At 39.4% G+C, this 24054-nt stretch carries 20 protein-coding genes; 16 read left to right on the top strand and 4 right to left on the bottom strand.

Annotated elements, in window-relative coordinates; translation table 11 throughout:
• Positions 1-19 precede the first annotated feature (19 nt).
• The 4 genes from purM to purD all read left to right on the top strand — a co-directional run bounded on the left by purM (position 20) and on the right by purD (position 4649).
• Positions 20-1060 (top strand): phosphoribosylformylglycinamidine cyclo-ligase, encoded by a 1041-nt coding sequence (gene purM, locus CKK03_RS11020; protein ID WP_099362641.1) that lies wholly within the window; start codon positions 20-22, stop codon positions 1058-1060.
• Positions 1057-1653, top strand: coding sequence for a phosphoribosylglycinamide formyltransferase (purN, locus tag CKK03_RS11015; protein ID WP_099362640.1), 597 nt, complete (start codon positions 1057-1059; stop codon positions 1651-1653). Before purM ends, purN begins: the two co-directional genes overlap by 4 nt.
• Positions 1650-3188: a bifunctional phosphoribosylaminoimidazolecarboxamide formyltransferase/IMP cyclohydrolase gene (gene purH, locus CKK03_RS11010; protein ID WP_099362639.1), complete on the top strand. Its 1539-nt coding sequence runs from the start codon at positions 1650-1652 to the stop codon at positions 3186-3188. Before purN ends, purH begins: the two co-directional genes overlap by 4 nt.
• A gap of 168 nt (positions 3189-3356) precedes the next feature.
• Positions 3357-4649: a phosphoribosylamine--glycine ligase gene (purD, locus tag CKK03_RS11005; RefSeq protein ID WP_099362638.1), complete on the top strand. Its 1293-nt coding sequence runs from the start codon at positions 3357-3359 to the stop codon at positions 4647-4649.
• A gap of 76 nt (positions 4650-4725) precedes the next feature.
• Here purD and CKK03_RS11000 read toward each other — a convergent pair whose 3' ends face one another.
• Entirely contained in the window at positions 4726-4983 is a 258-nt protein-coding gene (locus CKK03_RS11000; RefSeq protein WP_099362637.1) for a YgaP family membrane protein, read from the bottom strand.
• 156 nt (positions 4984-5139) lie between these two features.
• Here CKK03_RS11000 and CKK03_RS10995 point away from each other — a divergent pair, with 156 nt between their 5' ends.
• The 8 genes from CKK03_RS10995 to pruA all read left to right on the top strand — a co-directional run bounded on the left by CKK03_RS10995 (position 5140) and on the right by pruA (position 17233).
• The gene (locus tag CKK03_RS10995; RefSeq protein WP_099362636.1) at positions 5140-6882 is read left to right on the top strand and encodes an adenine deaminase C-terminal domain-containing protein; all 1743 of its coding nucleotides are present in this window, start codon (positions 5140-5142) and stop codon (positions 6880-6882) included.
• Positions 6883-6936: 54 nt separating this feature from the next.
• Positions 6937-7986, top strand: a complete 1050-nt coding sequence (locus CKK03_RS10990; protein ID WP_099362635.1) for a DUF3048 domain-containing protein — start codon at positions 6937-6939, stop codon at positions 7984-7986.
• A gap of 28 nt (positions 7987-8014) precedes the next feature.
• Complete coding sequence (locus tag CKK03_RS10985; protein WP_099354963.1) at positions 8015-8317, top strand: YerC/YecD family TrpR-related protein; 303 nt, start codon at positions 8015-8017, stop codon at positions 8315-8317.
• A gap of 940 nt (positions 8318-9257) precedes the next feature.
• Entirely contained in the window at positions 9258-9944 is a 687-nt protein-coding gene (pcrB, locus tag CKK03_RS10980) for a heptaprenylglyceryl phosphate synthase (protein ID WP_099362634.1), read from the top strand.
• Positions 9945-10015: 71 nt separating this feature from the next.
• Complete coding sequence (pcrA, locus tag CKK03_RS10975; RefSeq protein WP_099362633.1) at positions 10016-12250, top strand: DNA helicase PcrA; 2235 nt, start codon at positions 10016-10018, stop codon at positions 12248-12250.
• Positions 12251-12268: 18 nt separating this feature from the next.
• The gene (gene ligA / locus CKK03_RS10970; protein ID WP_099362632.1) at positions 12269-14275 is read left to right on the top strand and encodes an NAD-dependent DNA ligase LigA; all 2007 of its coding nucleotides are present in this window, start codon (positions 12269-12271) and stop codon (positions 14273-14275) included.
• 13 nt (positions 14276-14288) lie between these two features.
• Positions 14289-15494 carry a CamS family sex pheromone protein gene (locus CKK03_RS10965; RefSeq protein WP_099362631.1) on the top strand — a complete coding sequence of 402 codons (1206 nt, stop codon included), beginning with the start codon at positions 14289-14291 and terminating at the stop codon, positions 15492-15494.
• A gap of 191 nt (positions 15495-15685) precedes the next feature.
• Complete coding sequence (pruA, locus tag CKK03_RS10960) at positions 15686-17233, top strand: L-glutamate gamma-semialdehyde dehydrogenase (protein WP_099362630.1); 1548 nt, start codon at positions 15686-15688, stop codon at positions 17231-17233.
• A gap of 48 nt (positions 17234-17281) precedes the next feature.
• On the opposite strand, the gene CKK03_RS23700 is transcribed toward pruA, so the two are convergent.
• The gene (locus CKK03_RS23700) at positions 17282-17446 is read right to left on the bottom strand and encodes a hypothetical protein (protein ID WP_180271232.1); all 165 of its coding nucleotides are present in this window, start codon (positions 17444-17446) and stop codon (positions 17282-17284) included.
• A 192-nt stretch (positions 17447-17638) separates the two neighbouring features.
• Entirely contained in the window at positions 17639-17941 is a 303-nt protein-coding gene (locus tag CKK03_RS10955) for a heme biosynthesis protein HemY (RefSeq protein ID WP_099354969.1), read from the bottom strand.
• Between the two features lie 464 nt (positions 17942-18405).
• On the opposite strand from CKK03_RS10955, the gene putP reads away from it, so the two are divergent.
• Positions 18406-19920, top strand: coding sequence for a sodium/proline symporter PutP (gene putP, locus CKK03_RS10950; RefSeq protein WP_099362629.1), 1515 nt, complete (start codon positions 18406-18408; stop codon positions 19918-19920).
• 147 nt (positions 19921-20067) lie between these two features.
• On the opposite strand, the gene CKK03_RS10945 is transcribed toward putP, so the two are convergent.
• Positions 20068-20385: a thioredoxin family protein gene (locus tag CKK03_RS10945; protein ID WP_099362628.1), complete on the bottom strand. Its 318-nt coding sequence runs from the start codon at positions 20383-20385 to the stop codon at positions 20068-20070.
• Positions 20386-20808: 423 nt separating this feature from the next.
• On the opposite strand from CKK03_RS10945, the gene gatC reads away from it, so the two are divergent.
• From gatC to gatB, 3 genes are read left to right on the top strand one after another with little or no spacing between them, the layout of a single operon-like run.
• The gene (gatC, locus tag CKK03_RS10940) at positions 20809-21099 is read left to right on the top strand and encodes an Asp-tRNA(Asn)/Glu-tRNA(Gln) amidotransferase subunit GatC (RefSeq protein WP_099362627.1); all 291 of its coding nucleotides are present in this window, start codon (positions 20809-20811) and stop codon (positions 21097-21099) included.
• A 15-nt stretch (positions 21100-21114) separates the two neighbouring features.
• Positions 21115-22572: an Asp-tRNA(Asn)/Glu-tRNA(Gln) amidotransferase subunit GatA gene (gene gatA / locus CKK03_RS10935; RefSeq protein ID WP_099362626.1), complete on the top strand. Its 1458-nt coding sequence runs from the start codon at positions 21115-21117 to the stop codon at positions 22570-22572.
• Between the two features lie 15 nt (positions 22573-22587).
• The gene (gene gatB, locus CKK03_RS10930) at positions 22588-24018 is read left to right on the top strand and encodes an Asp-tRNA(Asn)/Glu-tRNA(Gln) amidotransferase subunit GatB (protein WP_099362625.1); all 1431 of its coding nucleotides are present in this window, start codon (positions 22588-22590) and stop codon (positions 24016-24018) included.
• Positions 24019-24054: the final 36 nt, after the last annotated feature.

Below are 24054 nucleotides of genomic sequence, written 5' to 3'. Positions count from 1 at the left end.
AGTAGAGGTGTTCATAACGATGGCAAATGCTTATAAGCAAGCTGGAGTAGACATTGAAGCAGGCTATGAGGCTGTTTCCAGAATGAAAAAGCATGTTGCAAAAACAGTTCGCCCAGAAGTGATGGGTGGACTTGGCAGCTTTGGTGGAATGTTTGACCTATCAAAGGTAAACGTAAAAGAGCCTGTGTTGGTTTCAGGTACAGACGGTGTTGGTACTAAGCTGATGTTGGCTTTTATGATGGATAAGCATGACACCATTGGGATCGACGCGGTTGCAATGTGTGTGAATGATATTGTGGTTCAGGGAGCTGAGCCTTTATACTTTTTAGATTATATTGCATGCGGAAAAGCACAGCCTGAAAAAATCGAGCAAATTGTAAAAGGAATTGCTGATGGTTGTGAACAAGCCGGTTGTGCGTTAATTGGCGGTGAAACTGCTGAAATGCCAGGAATGTATAGTGAGGATGAATATGACCTTGCTGGTTTTTCAGTAGGTGTTGCAGATAAGTCTAAGCTTGTAACTGGTGCTTCAATCAATCCTGGCGATGTTCTTATCGGCCTTTCCTCAAGCGGAATTCACAGTAATGGCTATTCACTCGTACGGAAGGTTCTACTAGAGGATGGTGGATTAGACCTTCACAAAACGTATGGAAAAATCGGGCGTACATTAGGTGAAGAACTTCTTCAACCGACTAAAATATATGTGAAGTCTTTATTAAAAGCAATGGAGAAGTTTGAAGTAAAGGGAATGTCCCATATTACAGGTGGGGGCTTTGTTGAAAATATTCCCCGTATGCTTCCAGAAGGTGTAGGGGCGGAAATTGATTACGGTTCATGGCCAATTCCACCAATCTTTGATTTGCTTCAAGAGACCGGAAACCTTAATCGTGAAGAAATGTTTAATATATTTAATATGGGAATCGGAATGGTGCTAGCTATTAATGAGGCTGACCTCCACGAACTTCTTCAACTACTTGAGGAGCAAGGGGAAAAAGCATATATTATTGGTCGAATTAAAGAAGGTAATGGTGTAACCTTTGGTGGGGGAGCACTTGTATGAAGAAAATAGCTGTCTTTGCATCAGGGAGTGGCACAAACTTTCAAGCTATTGCAGATTCGATAAAAGAAGGAAGACTTGCAGCAGAAATTGAATTACTCGTTTGTGATAAGCCAGGTGCAAAAGTAATCGAACGTGCTTCAAAGGAATGGGTGGACACTTTTGTTTTTTTACCAAAAGACTATCCAGAAAAATCATTATTCGAAGCCGAAATTGTGGAAGTTTTACGTGAGAAAAATGTAGAATTAATTGTATTGGCTGGATACATGAGATTAATTGGCGATACGCTTTTAAAGGCGTATCGCAATAAAATTATCAATATCCATCCTTCTCTTTTACCTGCCTTTCCAGGTAAGGATGCAATAGGTCAGGCATTTCAAGCGGGTGTGAAGACGACTGGTGTTACGATTCATTATGTCGATGAAGGTATGGATACAGGCCCAATCATTGCACAAAGGGAACTATCTATTGAACCAGGAGATACATTAGCAATCATTGAAGAAAAAGTTCATCAAATTGAGCATGAATTTTATCCACAGATCCTGCAATCACTTGTAACAGCAAAGAATTCTAGAGTAGGGAGCGATTCAAAGTGACAATCAAGCGAGCACTTGTCAGTGTTTCAGATAAACAGGGACTTGTTCCATTTGTAAAAGGTTTAATTGATAATGGGGTTGAAGTTATTTCAACAGGCGGTACAAAACGTACTCTTGAGGAAGCGGGCCTTTCTGTCATCGGAATTTCAGAGGTAACCAACTTTCCAGAAATTATGGATGGTCGTGTAAAAACACTACATCCAAATATTCATGGTGGCCTCCTAGCTGTACGAGAAAATGAAGAACATGTTAAACAACTTCAAGAGCATGATATTACACCAATTGATTTAGTTGTTGTCAACCTATATCCATTTCAACAAACAATTGCAAAACCAGATGTCCAGTTTGCGGATGCAATTGAAAACATCGATATTGGCGGACCTTCTATGCTTCGTTCCGCTGCAAAAAACCACAAATATGTAACAGTTGTTGTTGATCCACAGGATTACGATATTGTATTAGCGGAGATTGTTGAAAAAGGTGAAGTTGCAGCTGAAACAAAGCTTCGTTTAGGAGCAAAAGTATTCCGACACACTGCTGCTTATGATGCAGTTATCGCTGAATTTTTAACAAATGCAGCGGGTGAGGAAAATCCAGAATCCTTAACCGTTACTTATGAAAAGAAACAAGACCTTCGTTATGGGGAAAACCCTCATCAAAAGGCCGCATTTTATAAAAAGCCATTAGGAACGAACATTTCAATTGCGTCTGCAACACAATTACACGGAAAAGAATTATCCTACAATAATATTAACGATGCAGATGCTGCCCTTCAAATAGTTAAAGAATTCAAAGAACCTGCAGCAGTTGCTGTTAAGCATATGAATCCTTGCGGAGTTGGAGTTGGCGCTACTTTAGAGGAAGCCTACCAAAAAGCATATGAAGCAGATTCAACGTCAATTTTTGGTGGGATTATCGCAGTGAACCGTGAAGTTGATGCACAAACTGCTCATAAATTGCGAGAAATCTTCCTTGAAATTATTATTGCACCATCATTCAGTGAGGAAGCATTTGAAATTCTTTCTTCAAAGAAAAACCTCCGTTTGTTAACTATTGATTTTTCAGATGACGAGAAGGTTGAAAAGAAGCTTGTGTCCGTTCGTGGCGGATTACTTGTTCAAGATGAAGATGCATACGGATTGGAAGAGGCAACCATCTCTGTTCCAACTAAGCGTGAACCAACTGAACAAGAATGGGCTGATTTAAAACTCGGTTGGAAAGTTGTAAAACATGTGAAATCGAACGCAATTGTGTTAGCAAAAGACGACATGACCATTGGAATTGGTGCCGGTCAAATGAACCGTGTAGGATCAGCTAATATCGCAATTAACCAAGCAGGTGAAAAGGCAAAAGGTTCAGCACTTGCATCAGATGCATTCTTCCCAATGGGTGACACAGTTGAAGCTGCGGCAAAAGCTGGCATCACAGCCATCATCCAGCCTGGCGGATCCATTCGTGACGAAGAATCCATTCAAAAAGCCGATGAATACGGAATCGCAATGGTCTTTACCGGAGTACGTCATTTTAAACACTAAAAAGAAAAGCGCAAGGCGCCTGCCTATCGGCGACAAGCATAAGAAAAGCGCTGACGGAAGGTGCACTTTACCTTCTGAAGCGATTGGCTTATGACCTCGAGCCGATGGCGCCTGGAGCTAGCCAATATAATTTGTAGGTCAATCAATTTCGTTTGATGAGGTGAAAAAATGAAAGTACTAGTCATTGGCCGCGGTGGCCGTGAACATACACTTGCTTGGAAAGTCGGGCAAAGCCAAAAAGTAGAGACCGTCTATGTTGCACCAGGAAATCCAGGCATGCAGACGATCGCAACTTTAATAAACATTGATGAGAATGACTTTGACGGTTTAATTGAGTTTGCGAAAAAAGAACAAATCGACCTTACCCTTGTTGGACCTGAAGTTCCATTAATTAATGGTATCGTGAACCGATTCCAGGCTGAAGGCCTCGCCATATTTGGCCCAACAAAGGACGCTGCCCTACTTGAAGGGAGTAAATCCTTTGCGAAGGAAATCATGAAAAAGTACGATATCCCAACCGCAGAGTACGAGACATTCACTTCTTATGAAGAAGCGAAACAATATATCCTTGAAAAAGGCGCACCTATCGTTATCAAGGCGGATGGCCTAGCTGCAGGAAAAGGTGTAACAGTAGCTCTTAATTTAGATGATGCATTAACAAGTGTATACGACATGCTTGAAGCGAATAAATTTGGTGAAGCAAGTGCTCAAGTTGTTATTGAAGAGTTTCTTGAAGGGGAAGAATTCTCATTAATGGCTTTTGTCGATGGGAAAACGGCTTATCCGATGGTGATTTCACAGGATCATAAGCGTGCTTTTGACAATGATGAAGGGCCTAACACTGGAGGAATGGGTGCTTATTCTCCGGTTCCGCAAATTTCAGAAACGTGCGTTCAAGAAGCAATCGAAACGATCATTAATCCAACAGTTAAAGCGATGGAAGCAGAGGGTAGAGACTTTACGGGTGTCCTTTATGCGGGGCTTATCTTAACTGCTAATGGACCAAAAGTAATTGAATACAATGCTCGATTTGGAGATCCTGAAACTCAGGTTGTCCTTCCTCGTTTAGAAACAGACTTCATTGAAGTTATTGAAGGATTACTTGATCAAAAGGAGATTACCCTAGAGTGGTCAGATAACGCAACGCTTGGAGTCGTATTCGCATCAAAGGGATATCCAGAAAGCTATGAAAAGGGAGCAGTCATCGAAGGGCTAGAAAACCTCGATGAGAAGGTTACAGCTTTCCATGCCGGAACAGACATGGTGAACGATCAGTTTGTTACGAATGGCGGAAGGGTGTTAACCGTTGTAGCTAGTGGCGAAACCCTTGAACAAGCACAGGATTTTGTCTACCAAGAAGCAGAAAAAATTCAGTGCACAAATTTATTTTACCGAAAAGATATCGGGAACAAGGCGATCTCTTATAATGCAAATAATAAGAATAACGCGCAATTCGTGTAAATATCACGACGATATTTATTTAAAACGCAATTCCCAAAAATAACACGAAGGTAAGAGGATATCCCTCTTACCTTTTTTATGATGGATTTATAGGAGGAAGTTCCTTTAGTGGTGCTGCTTCCTCTTGTTTTTTCTCGACATATTCTTGAAAGAGAGCTGTAAGTGGACAGAATCGAGTAATACCCTCAGCCACCTTCATTCCCCCAAGCATTGCCACGATAATGAAACTTTCGCGCCACGGACGTTTTACCATTTTAGCGGTAGCCCAGGCAAGCATTGTAAATCCACATGTAATCCGGACTAAAGCATTGATCATCCCTATATTCGGTTTCATTTTTTTACCCCCGTTTAATTAACTTTACCTTCTCTCAAAAATTGTCAAAAAATTTTACAATATTTTCTTAAAGTCTTTAATGCACTAAATCGATTAATATGTTACTATAGCATAAAGCGCTTCCATAGCTTAAGGCAGAGATTGGAGAGATGGTTAATGGTTGGGCAACGTTACCGTTGGAAAAATAAGCAACTAAGAGAACATGTTGCTGTCATAGATGGAAAAAAATCACCAACAATTCTATTGAAAAATGTCACATATTTAAATCAAATGTTAAAAAAATGGATCAACGCACATATCTGGATTTACCAAGATCGCATTGTGTACGTGGGTCAACAGCTGCCATCAAAACTTACCAACTGTGAAGTTGTAGAGTGTGATGGGAATTTTGTAGTGCCAGGTTACATTGAACCTCATGCACATTCTTTTCATTTATATAATCCCCACTCATTTGCTCAATATGCATCCCAAACAGGGACGACTACAATCATAAATGATAACTTAGTGCTCGCATTACAAACGAGTAAAAAGAAAGCGTTTTCTTTTTTAGAAGAAATGAAGAGCCTTCCAGTTACAATGTACTGGTGGTGTAGGTTCGATCCTCAGACAGAAATTCATCATGAAGAACAAGCTTTTTCCAATGGAAATGTGCTAAGTTGGCTTGAGCACGATGCTGTTGTTCAAGGTGGTGAATTGACAGGTTGGCCGAAGTTGCTTGATGGAGATGACCTAATGCTCCATTGGATTCAGGAAGCGAAACGGATCGGAAAAAAAGTCGAAGGACATTTTCCAGGTGCTTCTGAAAAGACATTAGCTAAAATGATGCTGTTGGGTTCCGATTGTGATCATGAGTCGATGACTGGGACAGATGTATTGAATCGTCTTCTGCAAGGTTACACAACTTCATTACGCAATTCATCGATTCGTCCGGACTTGCCAAAAATTTTGGACGAAATACATGAAATAGGTATTGATCAGTATGATAAGTTCATTTTTACAACAGACGGTTCTCCACCGGCGTTTTATGAACAGGGAATTATTGATAACATGATAAAAATCGCAATTGATAAAGGTGTACCAATTATCGATGCTTACAATATGGCAACGATCAATGTAGCAAGGCATTATAACATGGATAACCTCCATGGTATGATAGCTACGGGAAGAATTGCAAATCTAAATATTTTATCAGCAAAAGAGAATCCGACCCCTGAATCTGTCCTTGCTAAAGGGGTTTGGGTGAAACGTGAAAACAAAGATCAACATGCGTTTCCAGCATTTCCGTGGAAGAGTCAGGGCTTTACAAACTTAGCCACAAACTGGGAGCTAACACTTGATGACTTACAGTTTTCAATGCCGTTTGGAATGAAGATGGAGAATGCGGTTATTATGAAACCATATTCAATTTCCATTGATGCATCCTATGATGAACTTTCAATGGAACATGATGAGAGCTTCTTGATGTTAGTAGACCGGGATGGAAAATGGCGTGTCAACACAATGATTAAAGGTTTCTCTAATCGAATTTCAGGGTTTGCAAGTTCTTTTTCTAATACGGGTGATTTTGTATTAATTGGTAAAAATAAAAAGGATATGCTCCTTGCCTTTAACCGTATGAAGGAACTTGGTGGTGGAATAGTTTTAGTTGAAAACGGTAATATTTTACATGAAGTCCCATTAGATATCGGGGGCATCACTTCGTCTAAATCTGTTGTAGAACTAAGTACACTTGAAAAGGAATTAGTCCATTTAGTGCGTGAACGTGGATATAATCACAGTGACCCGATTTATACTTTAAGCTTTTTATCGTCTACTCATTTGCCTTATATTCGCATTACACCACAGGGAATTTATGATGTCATGAATAAAATGGTACTCTTTCCGTCAATAATGCGTTAAAATATAAAAGGATTTCGATTTTGATTTTCTATTAAAAAGGTTGTGTGCTCAAATATGAAAAAGACTATATACATTCTAGGAATTCTTCTTTTACTCATTTCAGCAGCTTGTAGCAATAAGGAAGCAGTCAAGCAACAGGAAGAGCATGAACCGAAACAGGGCCAGCCTGAAACAAAGGATGAACCAAAGGAAGAGTTTGAACATGTATTTCCTTTAACAGGAATTGGAACAAACGAGGAAGTAAATAGTCGTCCATTTGCAGTCATGGTCAACAATCATCCAAAAGCACGTCCGCAGTCAGGCCTACATATGGCTGATATTGTGTATGAAGTGTTAGCGGAGGGAGATGTAACTCGTTTCCTAGCTGTGTTCCAAAGTGAGAAACCAGAAATTATTGGACCAGTTCGTAGTGCTAGAGACTATTATATTGAGTTGAGCAAAGGCTTTGATGCACTATATGTAGCACATGGTTGGAGCCCAGAGGCTCAACAAATTCTTAACAGCGGCAAGATAGACAACATAAATGGAATGGTTTACGATGGCACTCTTTTTTGGCGTGCTGACCACAATGTTGCTCCACATAATTCATATATTTCATTTGAAAATATTGTAAAAGGAGCAGATAAACAAGGGTATTCCATGGAAGATGGGGTTCCAAGTTTTTCATTTTTATCTGAAAATGAGATAGGTGGCATTGAAGGAACATCAGCTGAACATGTTCGAGTGTCCTATTCATCAAGAGATATATTTTCAGCAGTCTACGATTATAATGCTGAGAAAAGTAAGTATGAGCGTTATAGCGGAGGCGACCAAACAGTAGACCGTGAGACAAGTACACCGGTATTACTCGACAATGTATTAATCGTTGAAATGAATCATCGCTTTATCGATGATTATGGAAGACGTGCGATTGATGTAACAACCGGAGGAAAAGGCTTTTTGCTTCAAAAAGGAAAGGCACAGGAAATTGAGTGGAAAAATGTTGAGGGAAGAATTGTGCCATTTGCAAATGGGGAAGAAGTCGGCTTAGTCCCAGGGAAAACATGGATTAATATTATTCCAACATCACCTGGAATCGCTGGTGCTGTATCGTTTGGAAATTAGAAAAACATTCTAAAAAAGGAGAAATCACATGCAAATTGATAAATTACGTGGGAAAGAACTTGATCAATTATTTAATGCAATCCTATCACTGAACGATCTAGAGGAGTGCTATCGATTCTTCGACGATTTATGTACTGTAAATGAAATCCAGTCGCTTGCGCAACGCCTTGAAGTCGCAAGAATGCTGCAAGAAGGAAATACGTACCATAAAATCGAAACAGAAACAGGAGCTAGTACAGCAACTATTTCTCGTGTAAAGCGTTGCTTAAACTACGGAAACGATGCCTATCAAATGGCACTTGATCGTGTCAAAGAAACGGAAAAACAATAATTGTGTGGGAAAGTCGAAACCTTGAGTTTCGGCTTTTTTATTTGGGTTGATTCGGGTTTGTGGCATATTTCGAATTGAATAATGTTGATTTCGTTGTCGAATATGGAGTTTATCTTTTGAGTTTTAACTTAAGTTACATTAAGGAGTTAAGTACTTCATCAGGTGTATGAGGAACATAACTTAAGTTACATTAAGGTGTTAAGTACTTCATCAGGTGTATGAGGGACATAACTTAAGTTACATTAAGGAGTTAAGTACTTCATCAGGTGTATGAGGGACATAACTTATGATTCATTAAGGAGTTAAGTACTTCATCAAGTGTATGAGGAACATAACTTAAGTTACATTAACAAGTTAAGAACTTCATCAAGTGTATGAGGAGCATAACTCAAGTTAAATTTAGGAGTTAAATACTTCATCAGGTGTATGAGTTACATAACTTAAGTTACATTAAGGAGTTAAGTACTTCATCAAGTATATGAGGAACATAACTTAAGTCACATTAACAAGTTAAGAACTTCATCGAGAGTATGAAGTTCTTGACCAATCTTCAATCGCGAGTTAAGTCCATTTTTAGACTAAAATCAAATCATATAAGAGTTTATGATATAACTTTTACCACTTTCATCCAGAGGTCCGGCCATATAAGGAGTATATGCTATGACATTTACCACTTTCATCCAGAAGCCCAGTCATATAAGGAATTTACGCTATGGATTTTACCATTTTCGTCCAAATGTCCAGTCATATATGGTCTTTATGCCATATTTTTTCAAATTTCATCCAGAAACCATAATACAAAAGAGCTGAAGTGTTAATTTTCAACATTATAATCAAAACCATGTTAAAAAAGACATTTAGGATGAAATCCACCTAAGTATTAATAGATGGATGTAGTTTTGATATAATGGAGAAATGGAAAGATGAATGGAGGATCTTCATGTACGATTTTAGAGAATGGAGACATGTTTTTAAGCTGGATCCGAATAAGGAAATCAGTGATGAACAGTTAGATGCAATTTGTGAATCTGGAACAGATGCGATTATTGTTGGTGGAAGCGATGGGGTGACATTGGACAATGTCCTACACTTAATGTCTCGAATCCGACGTTATACCGTACCAGTCGTTTTAGAGATTTCTAATATTGAGTCAGTCTCACCTGGCTTTGATTTATATTTTATTCCAACTGTATTAAATAGTAGGGATACACGATGGATGATGGGTATGCATCATGAGGCGGTAAAGGAATTTGGAGATGTTATGAATTGGGAAGAAATGATTATGCAAGGCTATTGCATCCTTAATGAAGACTGTAAAGCGGCTAAGCTGACGAGTGCAAATGCTAGTTTGGATAAGGACGATGTTGTAGCCTATGCCACAATGGCAGAAAAAATGTTTTCCCTCCCTATTTTTTATATAGAATACAGTGGAGCCTACGGGGATAAGGAGATTGTTTCAGCTGTAGGAGACACATTAGAAACAACAAAACTGTTTTACGGTGGTGGAATAAGGACCGCTGAACAAGCGAAGGAAATGGGACAGTTTGCCGATACTGTAGTCGTAGGAAATATTATATATGAAGATATGAATGCCGCTTTAAAAACAGTACAAGCTGTTAAGGGATAAGAATGGAAATCCACACGAAAATCGGATAAAATAGAACGTATGTACGATACTGAAATAGGACGGTGAAGGAATTGCAATTTATCAGCAATAAATTGTTATCGGGATTAAACGAACAACAACAAGAAGCGGTTAAAGCAACAGATGGTCCGCTCCTAATTATGGCAGGAGCGGGGAGTGGTAAGACTCGAGTGTTGACACACCGTATTGCTTATTTAATGGTGGAAAAACAAGTTGCACCATGGAATATCTTGGCGATCACCTTTACAAATAAGGCAGCTCGAGAAATGAAAGATCGTGTCCAAGCAATTCTAGGAGGAGCAGCTGAAGATATTTGGATTTCAACTTTCCACTCAATGTGTGTTCGAATTTTACGAAGAGACATCGACCGTATGGGCTTTAATCGAAACTTCTCCATATTGGACACAACTGATCAGCTTTCGGTTATTAAAAATATTTTAAAAGAAAAAAATATTGATCCAAAGAAATTTGACCCACGTACGATTCTAGGAACAATTAGCAGTGCGAAAAATGAATTGCAGACACCTGAAGAATATGAAAAAACAGCGGGTGGCATGTATGAGCAAATTGTAAGTGATGTCTATAAGTTGTATCAAAAAAAACTGCGCAAAAACCAAGCGCTTGATTTTGATGATCTCATTATGACTACCATTCAACTTTTCCAACGAGTTCCGGAAGTGTTGGAATTCTATCAACGTAAATTTCAATATATCCATGTGGATGAATACCAGGATACAAACCGTGCCCAGTATATGCTGGTTAAGCTTCTGGCTTCACGTTTTAGGAATTTATGTGTTGTGGGTGATTCGGATCAGTCAATTTATCGTTGGCGTGGCGCGGATATCGCCAATATTCTTTCATTTGAAAAAGACTATAAAAATGCAAAAGTGATTTTGCTTGAACAAAACTATCGTTCAACAAAACGAATCTTGCAGGCAGCGAATGTAGTCATCCAAAACAATATGAACCGTAAACCGAAAAATCTATGGACGGAAAATGACGAAGGGAAAAAGTTGTTATACTACCGTGCTGATAGTGAATCTGGGGAAGCACAGTTTGTCGCTGGGAAAATACGTGAACTTGTAGATGGTGGACAACGGACCTATAAAGATATTGCCATTTTATATCGAACCAATGCCCAATCACGTGTGATGGAGGAAGTTTTACTTAAATCCAATATCAACTACCAAATTGTAGGCGGAATTAAGTTCTACGACAGGAAAGAAATTAAGGATATTTTGGCGTACTTGCGCACGATTGCGAATCCAGATGATGATATTAGCTTAACGAGAATCATTAATGTACCGAAACGTGGAATTGGTGCGACTTCTATTGATAAAATTGCAAACTATGCGATTGCACAAGATCTTTCCATGTTCCAAGCGTTGCAAGAAGTTGAACAGATTGGTTTGAGTGCAAAAATCACAAATTCGTTACGCGAGTTTAGAGATTTAATCAATAATTGGGTCCAAATGCAGGACTATTTATCGGTCACTGAATTGGTTGAAAATGTTTTAGAGAAGACGGAATACGTTGAAATCTTAAAGGCTGAAAAAACACTTGAATCTCAGAGCCGAATCGAAAACATCGAAGAATTTTTATCTGTTACACAAAACTTTGAGAAAACAAATGATGACAAAAGTCTTGTAGCCTTTTTAACAGATCTAGCATTAGTGGCGGATATTGATAAACTAGAAGAAGATGAAAATGATAAAAATAATGCAGTTGTCCTTATGACACTTCACTCTGCGAAAGGACTTGAGTTCCCGGTTGTGTTTTTGATGGGAATGGAAGAAGGAGTCTTCCCACATAGTCGTTCTCTTATGGAAGAAGCGGAGATGGAAGAAGAACGCCGCCTAGCTTATGTAGGAATTACAAGAGCGGAAGAAGAGTTGTATCTATCGAATGCACAAATGAGGACCTTGTATGGACGAACATCGATGAATCCAGTTTCACGTTTCATTGCGGAGATCCCAGAGGATCTTCTTGAAGATTTGGGTCAGCAACGTAGACAGCAAATGCGTACTCCATTTTCTTCGTCATCCTCACCTTCACCTGCGAAACAGCCAGAAAGAAGGGTCTTTTCAAGACCAGTTGCACAATCCACTGGCGGAGATGAAATTGGTTGGAAGGTTGGCGACAAGGCCGAGCATAAAAAGTGGGGAATTGGAACGGTTGTCAGTGTGAAGGGAGAAGGGGAATCGAAGGAATTGGATATTGCATTCCCTAGCCCAACTGGAATCAAACGATTGCTTGCAAAATTTGCACCAATCACGAAGGCAAATTAGGAAAGAGAGGTTTGGTGTATGGATAAAGTGGCAGCACAAGAAAGAGTTCAGGAGCTTCATGAACTATTAAACCAGTACAATTATGAATATCATGTATTGGATAAACCTTCTGTACCAGATGCGGAGTATGACCGGTTAATACGTGAGTTGATTAAGCTTGAGGAGGAGTTTCCCGAGTTACAAACAGGAGATTCTCCTACAGTCCGCGTTGGTGGGCAGGTTCTCGAATCCTTTCACAAAGTAGAGCATCGAATCCCAATGCTAAGTCTCGGTAATGCATTTAATGAGCAGGATTTGCGTGACTTTGACCGCCGTGCACGCCAAGCGGTTGGTGATTCTATCTCTTATGTGTGCGAGTTAAAGATTGATGGTCTTGCCGTGTCTTTACGCTATGAGCAAGGTCGTTTTGTTCAAGGCTCTACTCGCGGTGACGGGACGATTGGAGAAGACATCACGGTTAACCTAAAGACGATTCGTTCGATTCCTCTTCGTTTAAAGAATGCGATTGATATTGAGGTTCGGGGAGAGGCATTTATGCCGAGAAAATCATTCGAAAAGCTAAATGCGGCTCGACTTGAAAATGAAGAAGAACCATTTGCGAATCCAAGGAATGCAGCTGCGGGTTCATTGCGACAACTTGACCCGAAAATTGCAGCAAGTCGCAATCTCGATATTTTCTTGTATGCTATTGCGGACTCAACGAATCTAGGTGTCGATTCACATAGTGAAGGCCTTGATATGCTTGATGAAGTAGGCTTTAAAACAAACCCAGAACGCAGAAGATGTGCTAGTGTAGAGGAAATTCTCGATTATATTGCGGAATGGACAGAAAAGCGTCCAGCTCTTGCGTATGATATTGATGGGATTGTCATAAAAGTTGATTCATTTGACCAGCAGGACGAGCTTGGATTTACTGCAAAAAGTCCACGTTGGGCCATTGCCTATAAGTTTCCGGCAGAAGAGGTTACTACTAAGTTGATTGATATCGAGTTAAGCGTTGGCCGAACTGGAGTAATCACGCCTACGGCTATTCTTGAACCTGTTCGTGTAGCAGGGACAACTGTGCAGCGGGCATCTCTTCATAATGAAGATTTAATTCGTGAAAAGGACATCCGGATTGGAGATACTGTTGTCGTAAAAAAAGCGGGAGATATCATTCCAGAGGTTGTGAATGTCCTTGTTGAAAAACGAACTGGTGAAGAACCAGAGTTCTACATGCCGACACATTGTCCGGAATGTGAGAGTGAATTGGTCCGTTTAGACGGAGAGGTTGCTTTACGTTGTATTAACCCGAAATGCCCAGCCCAGATAAGGGAAGGGTTGATCCATTTCGTTTCTAGAAATGCGATGAATATAGATGGCCTTGGCGAAAAGGTTATTTCACAATTATTTGATGAAAAACTGATTTCAGATGTTGCAGATCTATACACATTAACAAAGGAACAACTGATTAATCTTGAACGTATGGGTGAGAAATCAGCAGATAATCTCCTTTCAGCAATTGAAAATTCAAAATCAAACTCCTTAGAAAAGCTACTATTTGGTTTAGGAATTCGACATGTTGGAGCGAAGGCTGCAAAGACTTTGGCCCAACATTTTGAAACGATGGAGAAGCTACAGGTTGCTACAAGGGAAGAACTTACGGCGATCAATGAAATAGGCGAAAAAATGGCTGATGCGGTTGTCACTTATTTTGAGCTCTCAGAGGTTCATGAACTTCTAAATGAACTACGCGATTATGGAATAAATATGGAATATAAAGGTCCTAAGCTTGTATCTGTAGAAGATAGTGATTCCTATTTTGCTGGAAAGACTATCGTTCTTACAGGTAAGCTTGAGCAATTGTCAAGAAATGAAGCAAAAGCTGAGATTGAGGCACTTGGAGGAAAGGTTACAGGAAGTGTAAGTAAAAGCACTGATCTTCTGATTGCAGGTGAAGCAGCGGGCTCGAAGCTTACAAAAGCACAGGATTTAAAAATTGAGGTTTGGGATGAGGAAAGACTGGTACAAGAACTAAGGAAGTAAGAGGTGTTCGAACTTGAGAAACCTATATCTTCTAGGCTTAGCGATTTTGCTTCTTTTATCTGGGTGTGCCCCTAAATTTGAACAAGAGACAGAAGTCGTTCAGGATTCAGATAAGAAAGCGGAGAAAGCGATTATTCCTAGATATAATATTTCAGATTCCTATTATAAAGCGGTCCTCCCTTATAAGACAGGAAAAGCGCGGGGGATCGTTGCGGCATATATTAACAACCGATTGGATATCGATGAATTCGAAACGGGATTAATGCGAATCGCTCAAGATTCATTTCCATCGGACAAATATTTTTTCCAGGAAGGCCAGTATCTAGAAAAAGAGACGGTTCAAGACTGGTTAAAGCGGAAAAGGTCACCTGCCCAGCAGCAAGCATATGAAAAGGCATTGGAGAAAAAGAATCTACCAAACGAAGGACTAAATCCGATTTTTGATACATCAAATGAGGACCCAGGCTATGAGGCAGCTATGAAGAAGAGCCCTATGTATGTTGCTGCGATTACGGAACAGAACTACTTAATTAAAAATAATGAAGACAAATTAGAAATTGGAGGAATTGTCATTGGGATAGGCATGAACTCCCATCACTATTACAATCTTCCAGATAAAATGGGCGGCTATCCAAGAGACGTTGAGATTTCAGATGCTGAAATCGAAAGAGAAGGGAAAAAAGCAGCAGAGGAAATCATTAATCGAATTCGAACCGAAAAAGAGTATGCAAGTATACGTAATATTCCAATTGTCGTTGCTTTGTTTAAACAGCAAGCAGTAAGTGCAGTTGCTCCAGGGAATTTTATCATGAAGGCAAAAGTGGATGCTAACTCATCCAATATCGGAAAATGGGAAACAATTAATGAAAAGTATTACTTCTTTCCATCAAACGAGGCAAAAAATAATTATCGTGAGGACTCGTTAATGGTACAAAATTTTTCTGACGCTATTGCAGATTTCTTCCCTAATTTTACAGCGGTCGTCGGAAAAGGCTTTTATAAGGACGATGAGCTACAGGAGTTAACTCTTACAATCCCGATGCAGTTCTATGGAAAAGCAGAGGTTATTGGTTTTACACAATACGTGACGGGTCTAATAATGGAGCATTTTGATAACTATATTGCGCTTCAGGTATATATCGAATCTGAAAGTGGAGCTGAGAGTGTTATCATACGGGATGCAGGTGAAAACGAACCATCTGTACACGTCTATAATTAACGATGAAAACAAGATCTAACCATCAAAGGTAGGTCTTGTTTTTTATTGTTTAACACGTTATCGCTACAATTATTGTCGAATTTCATAAAAGATAGAATATTGTGATATAAGTCATTCGGGTTCACGAAAGCGCTTTAATTTAGTAGAATGGAATTGTTATCTTTTAAGATTACAAAGGGAGGCGAAGTAGAATGGTAGTACCTTACAAACATGAACCATTTACGGATTTTTCAATTGAGGAAAATAAGAAAGCGTTTGAGGCCGGTCTGAAGACTGTAGAATCATATTTAGGCAATGATTACGACCTGGTCATAGGTGGTGAACGCATCTCAACCGAAGACAAAATCGTCTCTGTAAACCCTGCTAACAAAGAGGAAGTAGTTGGCCGTGTATCAAAAGCAAACCGAGAGCTAGCTGAAAAGGCTATGCAAGTTGCGGATAAAACATTCCAAACGTGGAGAAAATCAAGCCCGGAAATGCGTGCTGATATTCTTTTTAGAGCAGCTGCAATCGTTCGTCGTCGCAAGCATGAGTTTTCTGCTATTCTCGTAAAAGAAGCGGGTAAACCTTGGAATGAAGCAGATGCAGATACAGCAGAAGCTATCGACTTTATGGAGTACTACGGACGTCAAATGTTAAAAGTAAAGAATGGAATTCCGGTAGAAAGCCGTCCTATTGAACATAATCGTTTTACTTATATCCCATTAGGTGTTGGGGTTATCATTTCACCTTGGAACTTCGCTTTTGCGATTATGGCCGGTATGACAACGGCTGCATTGGTTTCAGGTAATACTGTGTTACTAAAACCAGCTAGTACAACTCCAGTAATTGCTGCAAAATTCATGGAAGTTCTTGAAGAAGCAGGATTACCTGCAGGAGTTGTCAATTATATCCCTGGAAGTGGCTCTGAAGTGGGTGACTACCTTGTAGATCACGCAAAAACTCGCTTCATCAGCTTTACTGGATCACGTGATGTCGGTTTACGTATATATGAGCGTGCTTCCAAATTGAATGATGGCCAAATCTGGTTAAAACGTGTTATTGCTGAGATGGGCGGTAAAGATACAATCGTCGTTGATAAAGAAGCTGATCTAGAATTAGCAGCTAAATCAATCGTTGCATCAGCATTCGGATTCTCTGGACAAAAATGTTCAGCATGTTCGCGTGCAGTTATTGTGGAAGATGTGTATGATGAGGTTCTAAGCCGTGCTGTTGAATTAACAAAAGAACTAACAGTGGGTGACCCTACTCAACAATCAACATATATGGGTCCAGTTAATGACCAAGGTGCTTATGACAAGATTATGAGCTATGTTGAGATTGGGAAGAAGGAAGGGAAACTTCTTCATGGTGGAGAAGGTGATGATTCCAAGGGCTGGTTCATCCAACCAACAATCTTCGCTGATGTGGATGAAGAGGCACGCATCATGAAAGAGGAGATATTTGGTCCTGTAGTGGCATTCAGTAAAGCACGCGATTTTAACCACGCAATAGACATCGCAAATAACACAGAGTATGGATTAACAGGTGCAGTTATTTCAAACAACCGTGCAAATATTGAAAAAGCAAAGGAAGACTTCCATGTGGGTAATCTCTATTTTAACCGTGGATGTACAGGAGCAATTGTAGGTTATCAACCATTTGGTGGCTTCAATATGTCTGGAACAGACTCAAAAGCAGGTGGCCCAGACTACCTCATTCTTCACATGCAAGCTAAGACAATATCTGAAATGCTATAAAAATAAACGCCCTTTCGTCAAATGAGAGGGCGTTTTGTTTATGGTTTCTTATTCTGTTTCCTCTTCTGCTCCATCATCTGTTTCTGTTGAATCTGTATCTGTTTCTGTTTCTTCGGTATCTGGCTGTTGATCAGTATCTTCACTGCTACATGCTGTCATCAAGAAAATGGCGAGTAAAGAAGCTCCAATTTTAAACAATAGATTCTTTTTCATTGTTACTATACCTCCAGATATTTGTGGATTGATTGGTTGTCTAAGCATCCAATCTAGTAACAATATACAACAGATAAATCGCTTAAAGACCTGATTTACAGTAAACAAACAGTTTCTTTACACTAGCTAGAAAAAGTAATGAAGTTGAAAAGAAGGGATACAAAAAAGCGTGGAGATTTCTCCACGCTTTAATTAATGGTGATGATGTCCTTTTTTCGGGTTTGTTATTACAAATTGCTCTTCTGGAACGTAGAAGAATTGAATCCATACACCATCTAAATATTCTGCATCTCTCGTATCAAGAAGGACTTCGATATCTTTATCCGTTTTAACAATTTCGTCATGCTCAGTTGGGTTATCAAATTGAAGAGCGTAATGGGCGTGGTCACCGTGCATTTCTGTGATCACAACGCGAAGCATTTTGCCTTCTGATTCATCACTTTCGAGCATTTTCTTCATTGTTTTTGCAGCATTACGATTAATTTTTACATTCATGTCGATTCTCCTGTTTTTTATTAAAATTTTATACTACTTATTTTCTCAGTATTTCTGAAAAATGACAAATATATAGCCTTTTTCTGAAAAAAGTTCGATTTAATTTTATTAGTTTCGATGAATAGTTATTAGATTATTAGATTTATATTGCAAATTTACACTGAATTAATGAATAATTATACATTTGGTAATTGTTTTTATAATCTTCACTCTGTTCTGTAAATTATCATATGTTAAGATTTATAAGTGTTTATCTTGACATGCAGCTATTATCGAAAAATTGGAATTATCATTAAATTGTATATGACTGCATAGGGATAGGAATAACGAAAACTTTGAGGGGGTGAGGGTGTGGAATATAGTTTAACAGGTACCACATATTTTTGGCTGTTCGTGCCAATGCTTTCGTTAATTGTACTATCAGCTATCACATTATTTACTGACAAAGGAGAGGATGTCTAAACATGGAGATTAACGTACAAACGTTAACAGCAATTATTTTTTATCTTGTAGGAATGCTGGTCATCGGTATCCTTGCTGCAAGAATGACTAAAAATTTAACAGACTATGTACTGGGTGGAAGAAGATTAGGTGCGGGGGTTGCAGCCCTTAGTGCTGGATCGTCTGATATGAGTAGTTGGCTCATGCTTGGTTTACCTGGTGCAATGTATGCGGGTGGAATGGGTGAAATATGGATTGCAGTTGGTTTGGCAATAGGTGCTTATCTGAACTGGCAATTTATAGCGAAGCCTTTCCGTGTGTATACAGAGGTTTCAAAAGATTCGATAACGGTTCCTGACTATTTTGAAAACCGTTTCCGTGATGGATCAAAGCTACTACGTGTTATTTCCGCGGTTGTTATCTTAGTGTTTTTTACCTTCTATACTTCTGCAAGTCTTGTAGGTGGAGCGATTCTTTTAGAAAGCTCGTTTAAAATGGACTATGAACTCGCCCTTTGGGTTGGAGCTGCCGTCATACTTTCCTATACCTTCTTTGGTGGTTTCCTAGCAGCAAGTTGGACTGATTTTGTTCAAGGAATCCTGATGTTCCTAGCATTAATCATCATTCCAATCGTTGTTATTTATGAGCTTGGTGGATGGGGTGATACAGTCAATCAAATCGGTGCAATTGACCCATCTTATCTAGATGTCATGTCTGGTGCTACTACACTTGGAATCATTTCATTATTAGCGTGGGGACTAGGTTATTTTGGTCAGCCACATATCATCGTTCGATTCATGGGAATTAAATCAACAAAAGAAATTCCAAAAGCACGTTTTATTGGGATGACTTGGATGGTGTTATCACTATTTGGAGCCATCTTTATTGGATTTACGGGCATAGCCTATTTCGCTGATGCACCTTTAGCTAACTCGGAAACAGTATTTATCGTATTTTCACAAGTATTATTTAACCCATGGGTTGCTGGATTCTTATTAGCAGCGATTTTAGCAGCTATTATGAGTACGGTAGATTCGCAGTTACTTGTTTCTTCAAGTGCATTAACCCAAGATTTCTATAAAGCTATCTTTAGAAAGGAAGCTAGTCAAAAAGAAGAAATGTGGGTTGGTAGAATTGCGGTTCTTGTCATTGCAGTAATTGCTATTTTCCTAGGGTATGATCGTGATAGTAAGGTATTAGACCTTGTAGGTTATGCATGGGCAGGATTTGGAGCTGCATTTGGTCCTGTTATCATTCTCTCCCTGTTCTGGAAACGGATGAATCGTTGGGGAGCGCTAGCCGGAATGATTGTAGGAGCAGTTACAGTTGTTGTCTGGAGTATTCTTTCAACACCTAAATTGAATGAGGCTGGCGAGGTTATAAGAGAAGCAGTCATTCCATTTAGCTTGTATGAAATTGTTCCAGGTTTCCTACTTGCCACAATTACGATTATCGTTGTCAGCTTAGTTACCAAAGCACCTTCCCAAGAAATCCTTGATGAATTTGACACGGTAAAAGAGCAATTGAAAAAAGCATAATGTTTAAGTGGAAATCCCTCATTAAATATGAGGGGTTTTTTAGATTACTAGTGTTGTAGTTAGGGGTATTTAAGAATTTAATCTAAATTAAACAAAAAATGCCGTTAGTTGCTTGTACTAAACAATTAACGGCATTTCTTTGGGATTTTAGATTCCTAACCCTTCAAGGTATTCATTGACTTGCTCAGGTGTTTTTGCGTTCGCACTGTGTAAGTGACCTAGCTTTTCTCCACTTTTATAATATAGAAGACTTGGGATTCCCATTACATTATACTTTTCAGCGATCTCTGGGAACTCGTCCTTATCCATGCTGTACCAAGGAACACTATTGTGAGTTTCAAGAATCTCACCAATGAACGCTTCAAGTCGTCGGCAATCAGGGCACCAAGTTGTATCAAATTTAACGATTGCACCTTCAGATTGAATAATCTCATTAAACTGTTCAACAGAAGTAATCCTTTCCATTCCAATCACTCCACATCCTGTATTTTATCAATCCTACTATATCAAATTCCCTAGCTAAAAGAGAAATAATCTGCCCAAGTAGAAGTTTCGCGTTGGTTCTTGTCGAAATCGGGAAGAATGAGAGAGGAATTGTTGCCGAAACGGTGAAAATTTTGATATTATCAGTATATTACCTATAAGATGATGTTCAAAAAGTCCGGTGAATATGACGCATCGAATTTCTTTGTTGGCTTGCTTTTCCGATCCTCACGTATTAAGTGCATACGTTCCGGTACTCAAAGCTGCGCCGCCTCGAAATTTCGACGCACAGGATGTGCTAGTGTCGACAATGCCACAGGACGTGGCGTTTTTGTCGACGCGGTCCTCTTCATCCTCCTTTTTGAACACACATTTAAGAGTATGGACGGTGGAGGTGAAGGGAAAATGTCGAGGATTTCGATTGAAGAAGTTAAACATGTAGCTAACTTAGCGCGTTTAGCTGTGACAGAGGACGAAGCGAAGATGTTCCAACAACAGTTAGATGCGATTATTTCATTTGCTGAACAATTAAATGAACTAGATACAGAAAATGTGGTGCCAACTTCACATGTTCTTTCCGTGAAAAACGTAATGCGTGAAGATGTTGCAAAAGAAGGATTACCAGTTGAAGAAGTATTGAAAAACGCACCAGATGCAAAAGATGGTCAGTTCCGTGTACCATCTATCATTGAATAAAGGGGGGGAGACAAATTGTCACTTTTTGATCACAAAATTTCAGAATTACATTCACTTTTACATAAAAAAGAAATTTCAGTATCAGATCTTGTAGATGAATCATTCAAGCGTATCAACGCGGTTGATGATAAGGTACAAGCTTTTTTAACATTGAATGAAGAAAATGCAAAAGAATACGCGAAACAATTAGATGAGGCGCTTGGAAACAGTGATGACTTAGGTCTATTATTCGGTATGCCAATTGGTGTCAAAGATAATATTGTAACCAAAGGCGTTCGTACAACAGCCGCAAGTAAAATACTAGAAAACTTTGATCCGATTTATGATGCAACGGTCGTACAAAAGCTCCAGAATGCTCAAACAGTAACGATTGGTAAGTTAAACATGGATGAATTTGCAATGGGTTCTTCCAATGAAAACTCAAGCTTTAAGGTTACGAAAAATCCATGGGATCTAGAACGTGTTCCAGGAGGATCCAGTGGTGGATCTGCAGCAGCTGTTGCGGCTGGAGAAGTCTTATTCTCACTTGGTTCCGATACCGGTGGTTCCATTCGACAACCAGCAGCTTTTTGTGGAGTGGTTGGATTAAAGCCTACGTACGGAAGAGTTTCACGTTTTGGTTTAATCGCTTTTGCATCGTCATTAGACCAAATCGGACCAGTTACTCGCACAGTTGAGGACAATGCTTACCTTTTACAGGCAATTTCTGGTGTTGATCCAATGGATGCAACTTCTGCGAACGTCGACGTACCAAACTACGTATCTGCTTTAACAGGTGATGTTAAAGGTTTAAAAATTGCTGTGCCTAAGGAATACCTTGGAGAAGGCGTAAATGAGGAAGTTCGTCAATCTGTTCTTGACTCGCTTAAGGTTCTTGAAGGACTTGGCGCAACATGGGAAGAAGTTTCACTTCCACATTCAAAATATGCATTAGCAACTTATTACTTATTATCATCGTCAGAAGCATCAGCAAACCTTGCACGCTTTGACGGCGTTCGTTATGGATACCGCACAGATAATGCAGAAAATCTCATTGAGATGTACAAGCAATCGAGAAGCGAGGGCTTTGGCGATGAAGTAAAACGTCGTATTATGCTCGGAACTTTTGCATTAAGCTCAGGCTACTATGATGCTTATTATAAAAAGGCGCAAAAAGTTCGGACATTAATCAAAAAAGACTTTGAAGATGTATTTGAAAAATATGATGTCATCATTGGACCTACTACACCAACACCAGCATTCAAAATTGGCGAAAACATGGACGACCCACTTACAATGTATGCGAATGATATTCTCACCATCCCAGTGAACCTTGCGGGTGTACCAGGAATATCAGTTCCATGCGGATTCTCAAATGGATTACCACTTGGTCTCCAAATTATTGGTAAGCATTTTGATGAAAGTACAATTTACCGTGTTGCAGATGCGTTTGAAAAAGCAACCGAACATCATAAACAAAAACCACAATTGTAAGGGGTGAAAACAGAGATGAAGTTTGAAACAGTTATCGGGTTGGAAGTTCACGTTGAACTTAAAACCGAATCAAAAATATTTTCAAGCGCACCGAATGAATTCGGGGCTGCACCAAATACATTAACAAGTGTCGTTGAATTAGGATACCCAGGAGTTCTTCCTGTTGTAAATAAAAAAGCTGTTGAGTGGGCTATGAAGGCTGCCATGGCTTTAAACTGTGAGATTAACCAGGAAACAAAGTTCGACCGTAAAAACTATTTTTATCCGGATAACCCAAAGGCCTACCAAATCTCTCAATTTGATAAGCCAATTGGTGAGAATGGCTGGATTGAAATCGAAGTAAACGGCGAAAAGAAAAAGATTGGGATTACTCGTCTTCACCTAGAGGAAGATGCCGGTAAACTTACTCACTCTGGTCGAGGTTATTCATTGGTTGACTTGAACCGTCAAGGAACACCATTGATTGAAATCGTATCTGAGCCAGACATTCGTACACCTGAGGAAGCGTACGCCTACTTAGAAAAATTAAAATCAATTGTCCAATATACAGGTGTGTCTGACTGTAAAATGGAGGAAGGCTCACTTCGTTGTGATGCCAATATTTCGTTACGTCCAGTCGGTCAAGAAGAGTTCGGTACAAAGACGGAACTTAAGAACTTAAACTCATTTGCCTTCGTTAAAAATGGCCTTGAATATGAAGAGATCCGTCAGGCAGAAGTTTTATCTGCAGGTGGCGTAATCGAACAAGAAACACGTCGATATGATGAATCTTCAAAATCAACTATTTTAATGCGTGTAAAAGAAGGTTCAGACGACTACCGCTACTTCCCAGAGCCAGACTTAGTCGAACTGTATATTGACGATGAGTGGATGGAAAGAGTTCGTGCAGAAATCCCTGAGCTCCCAGATGCTCGTAAAAAACGATATATTGAAGAACTCGGTCTGCCTGAATATGATGCATCTGTTCTAACTGTAACGAAGGAAACATCTGATTTCTTTGAAGAAACAGTAGCAAATGGCGCGGATGCAAAACAAGCCTCAAACTGGATCATGGGTGAAGTTTCAGGGTACCTAAATGCCGAGCAGAAGGAATTACATGAAATTGCCTTAACTCCAGCGGGACTTGCAGGTATGATCAAGCTAATCGAAAACGGAACAATTTCTTCTAAAATTGCTAAAACCGTCTTTAAAGAGCTTATTGAAAAAGGTGGAGACGCGGAAACAATCGTGAAGGAAAAAGGGCTTGTTCAAATCTCTGATGAGGGTGCCCTAACAAAGATTATCGTTGAAGTTATCAGTAACAACCCTCAATCCGTGGAAGATTTTAAAAGTGGAAAAGGGAAAGCAATTGGTTTCTTAGTTGGCCAAGTTATGAAACAAACAAAAGGACAAGCCAACCCACAAATGGTAAACAAAATTCTTGCTGAAGAAATGAATAAATTATAAAAGACGAAGAGGCTGGGACATAACTAGCTTCGAATA

Origin of the sequence: Fredinandcohnia onubensis (genome assembly GCF_002734215.1) — a bacterium.
GTDB lineage: Bacteria > Bacillota > Bacilli > Bacillales > Bacillaceae_L > Ferdinandcohnia > Ferdinandcohnia onubensis.
This window is presented reverse-complemented; position numbering and strand designations above follow the sequence as displayed.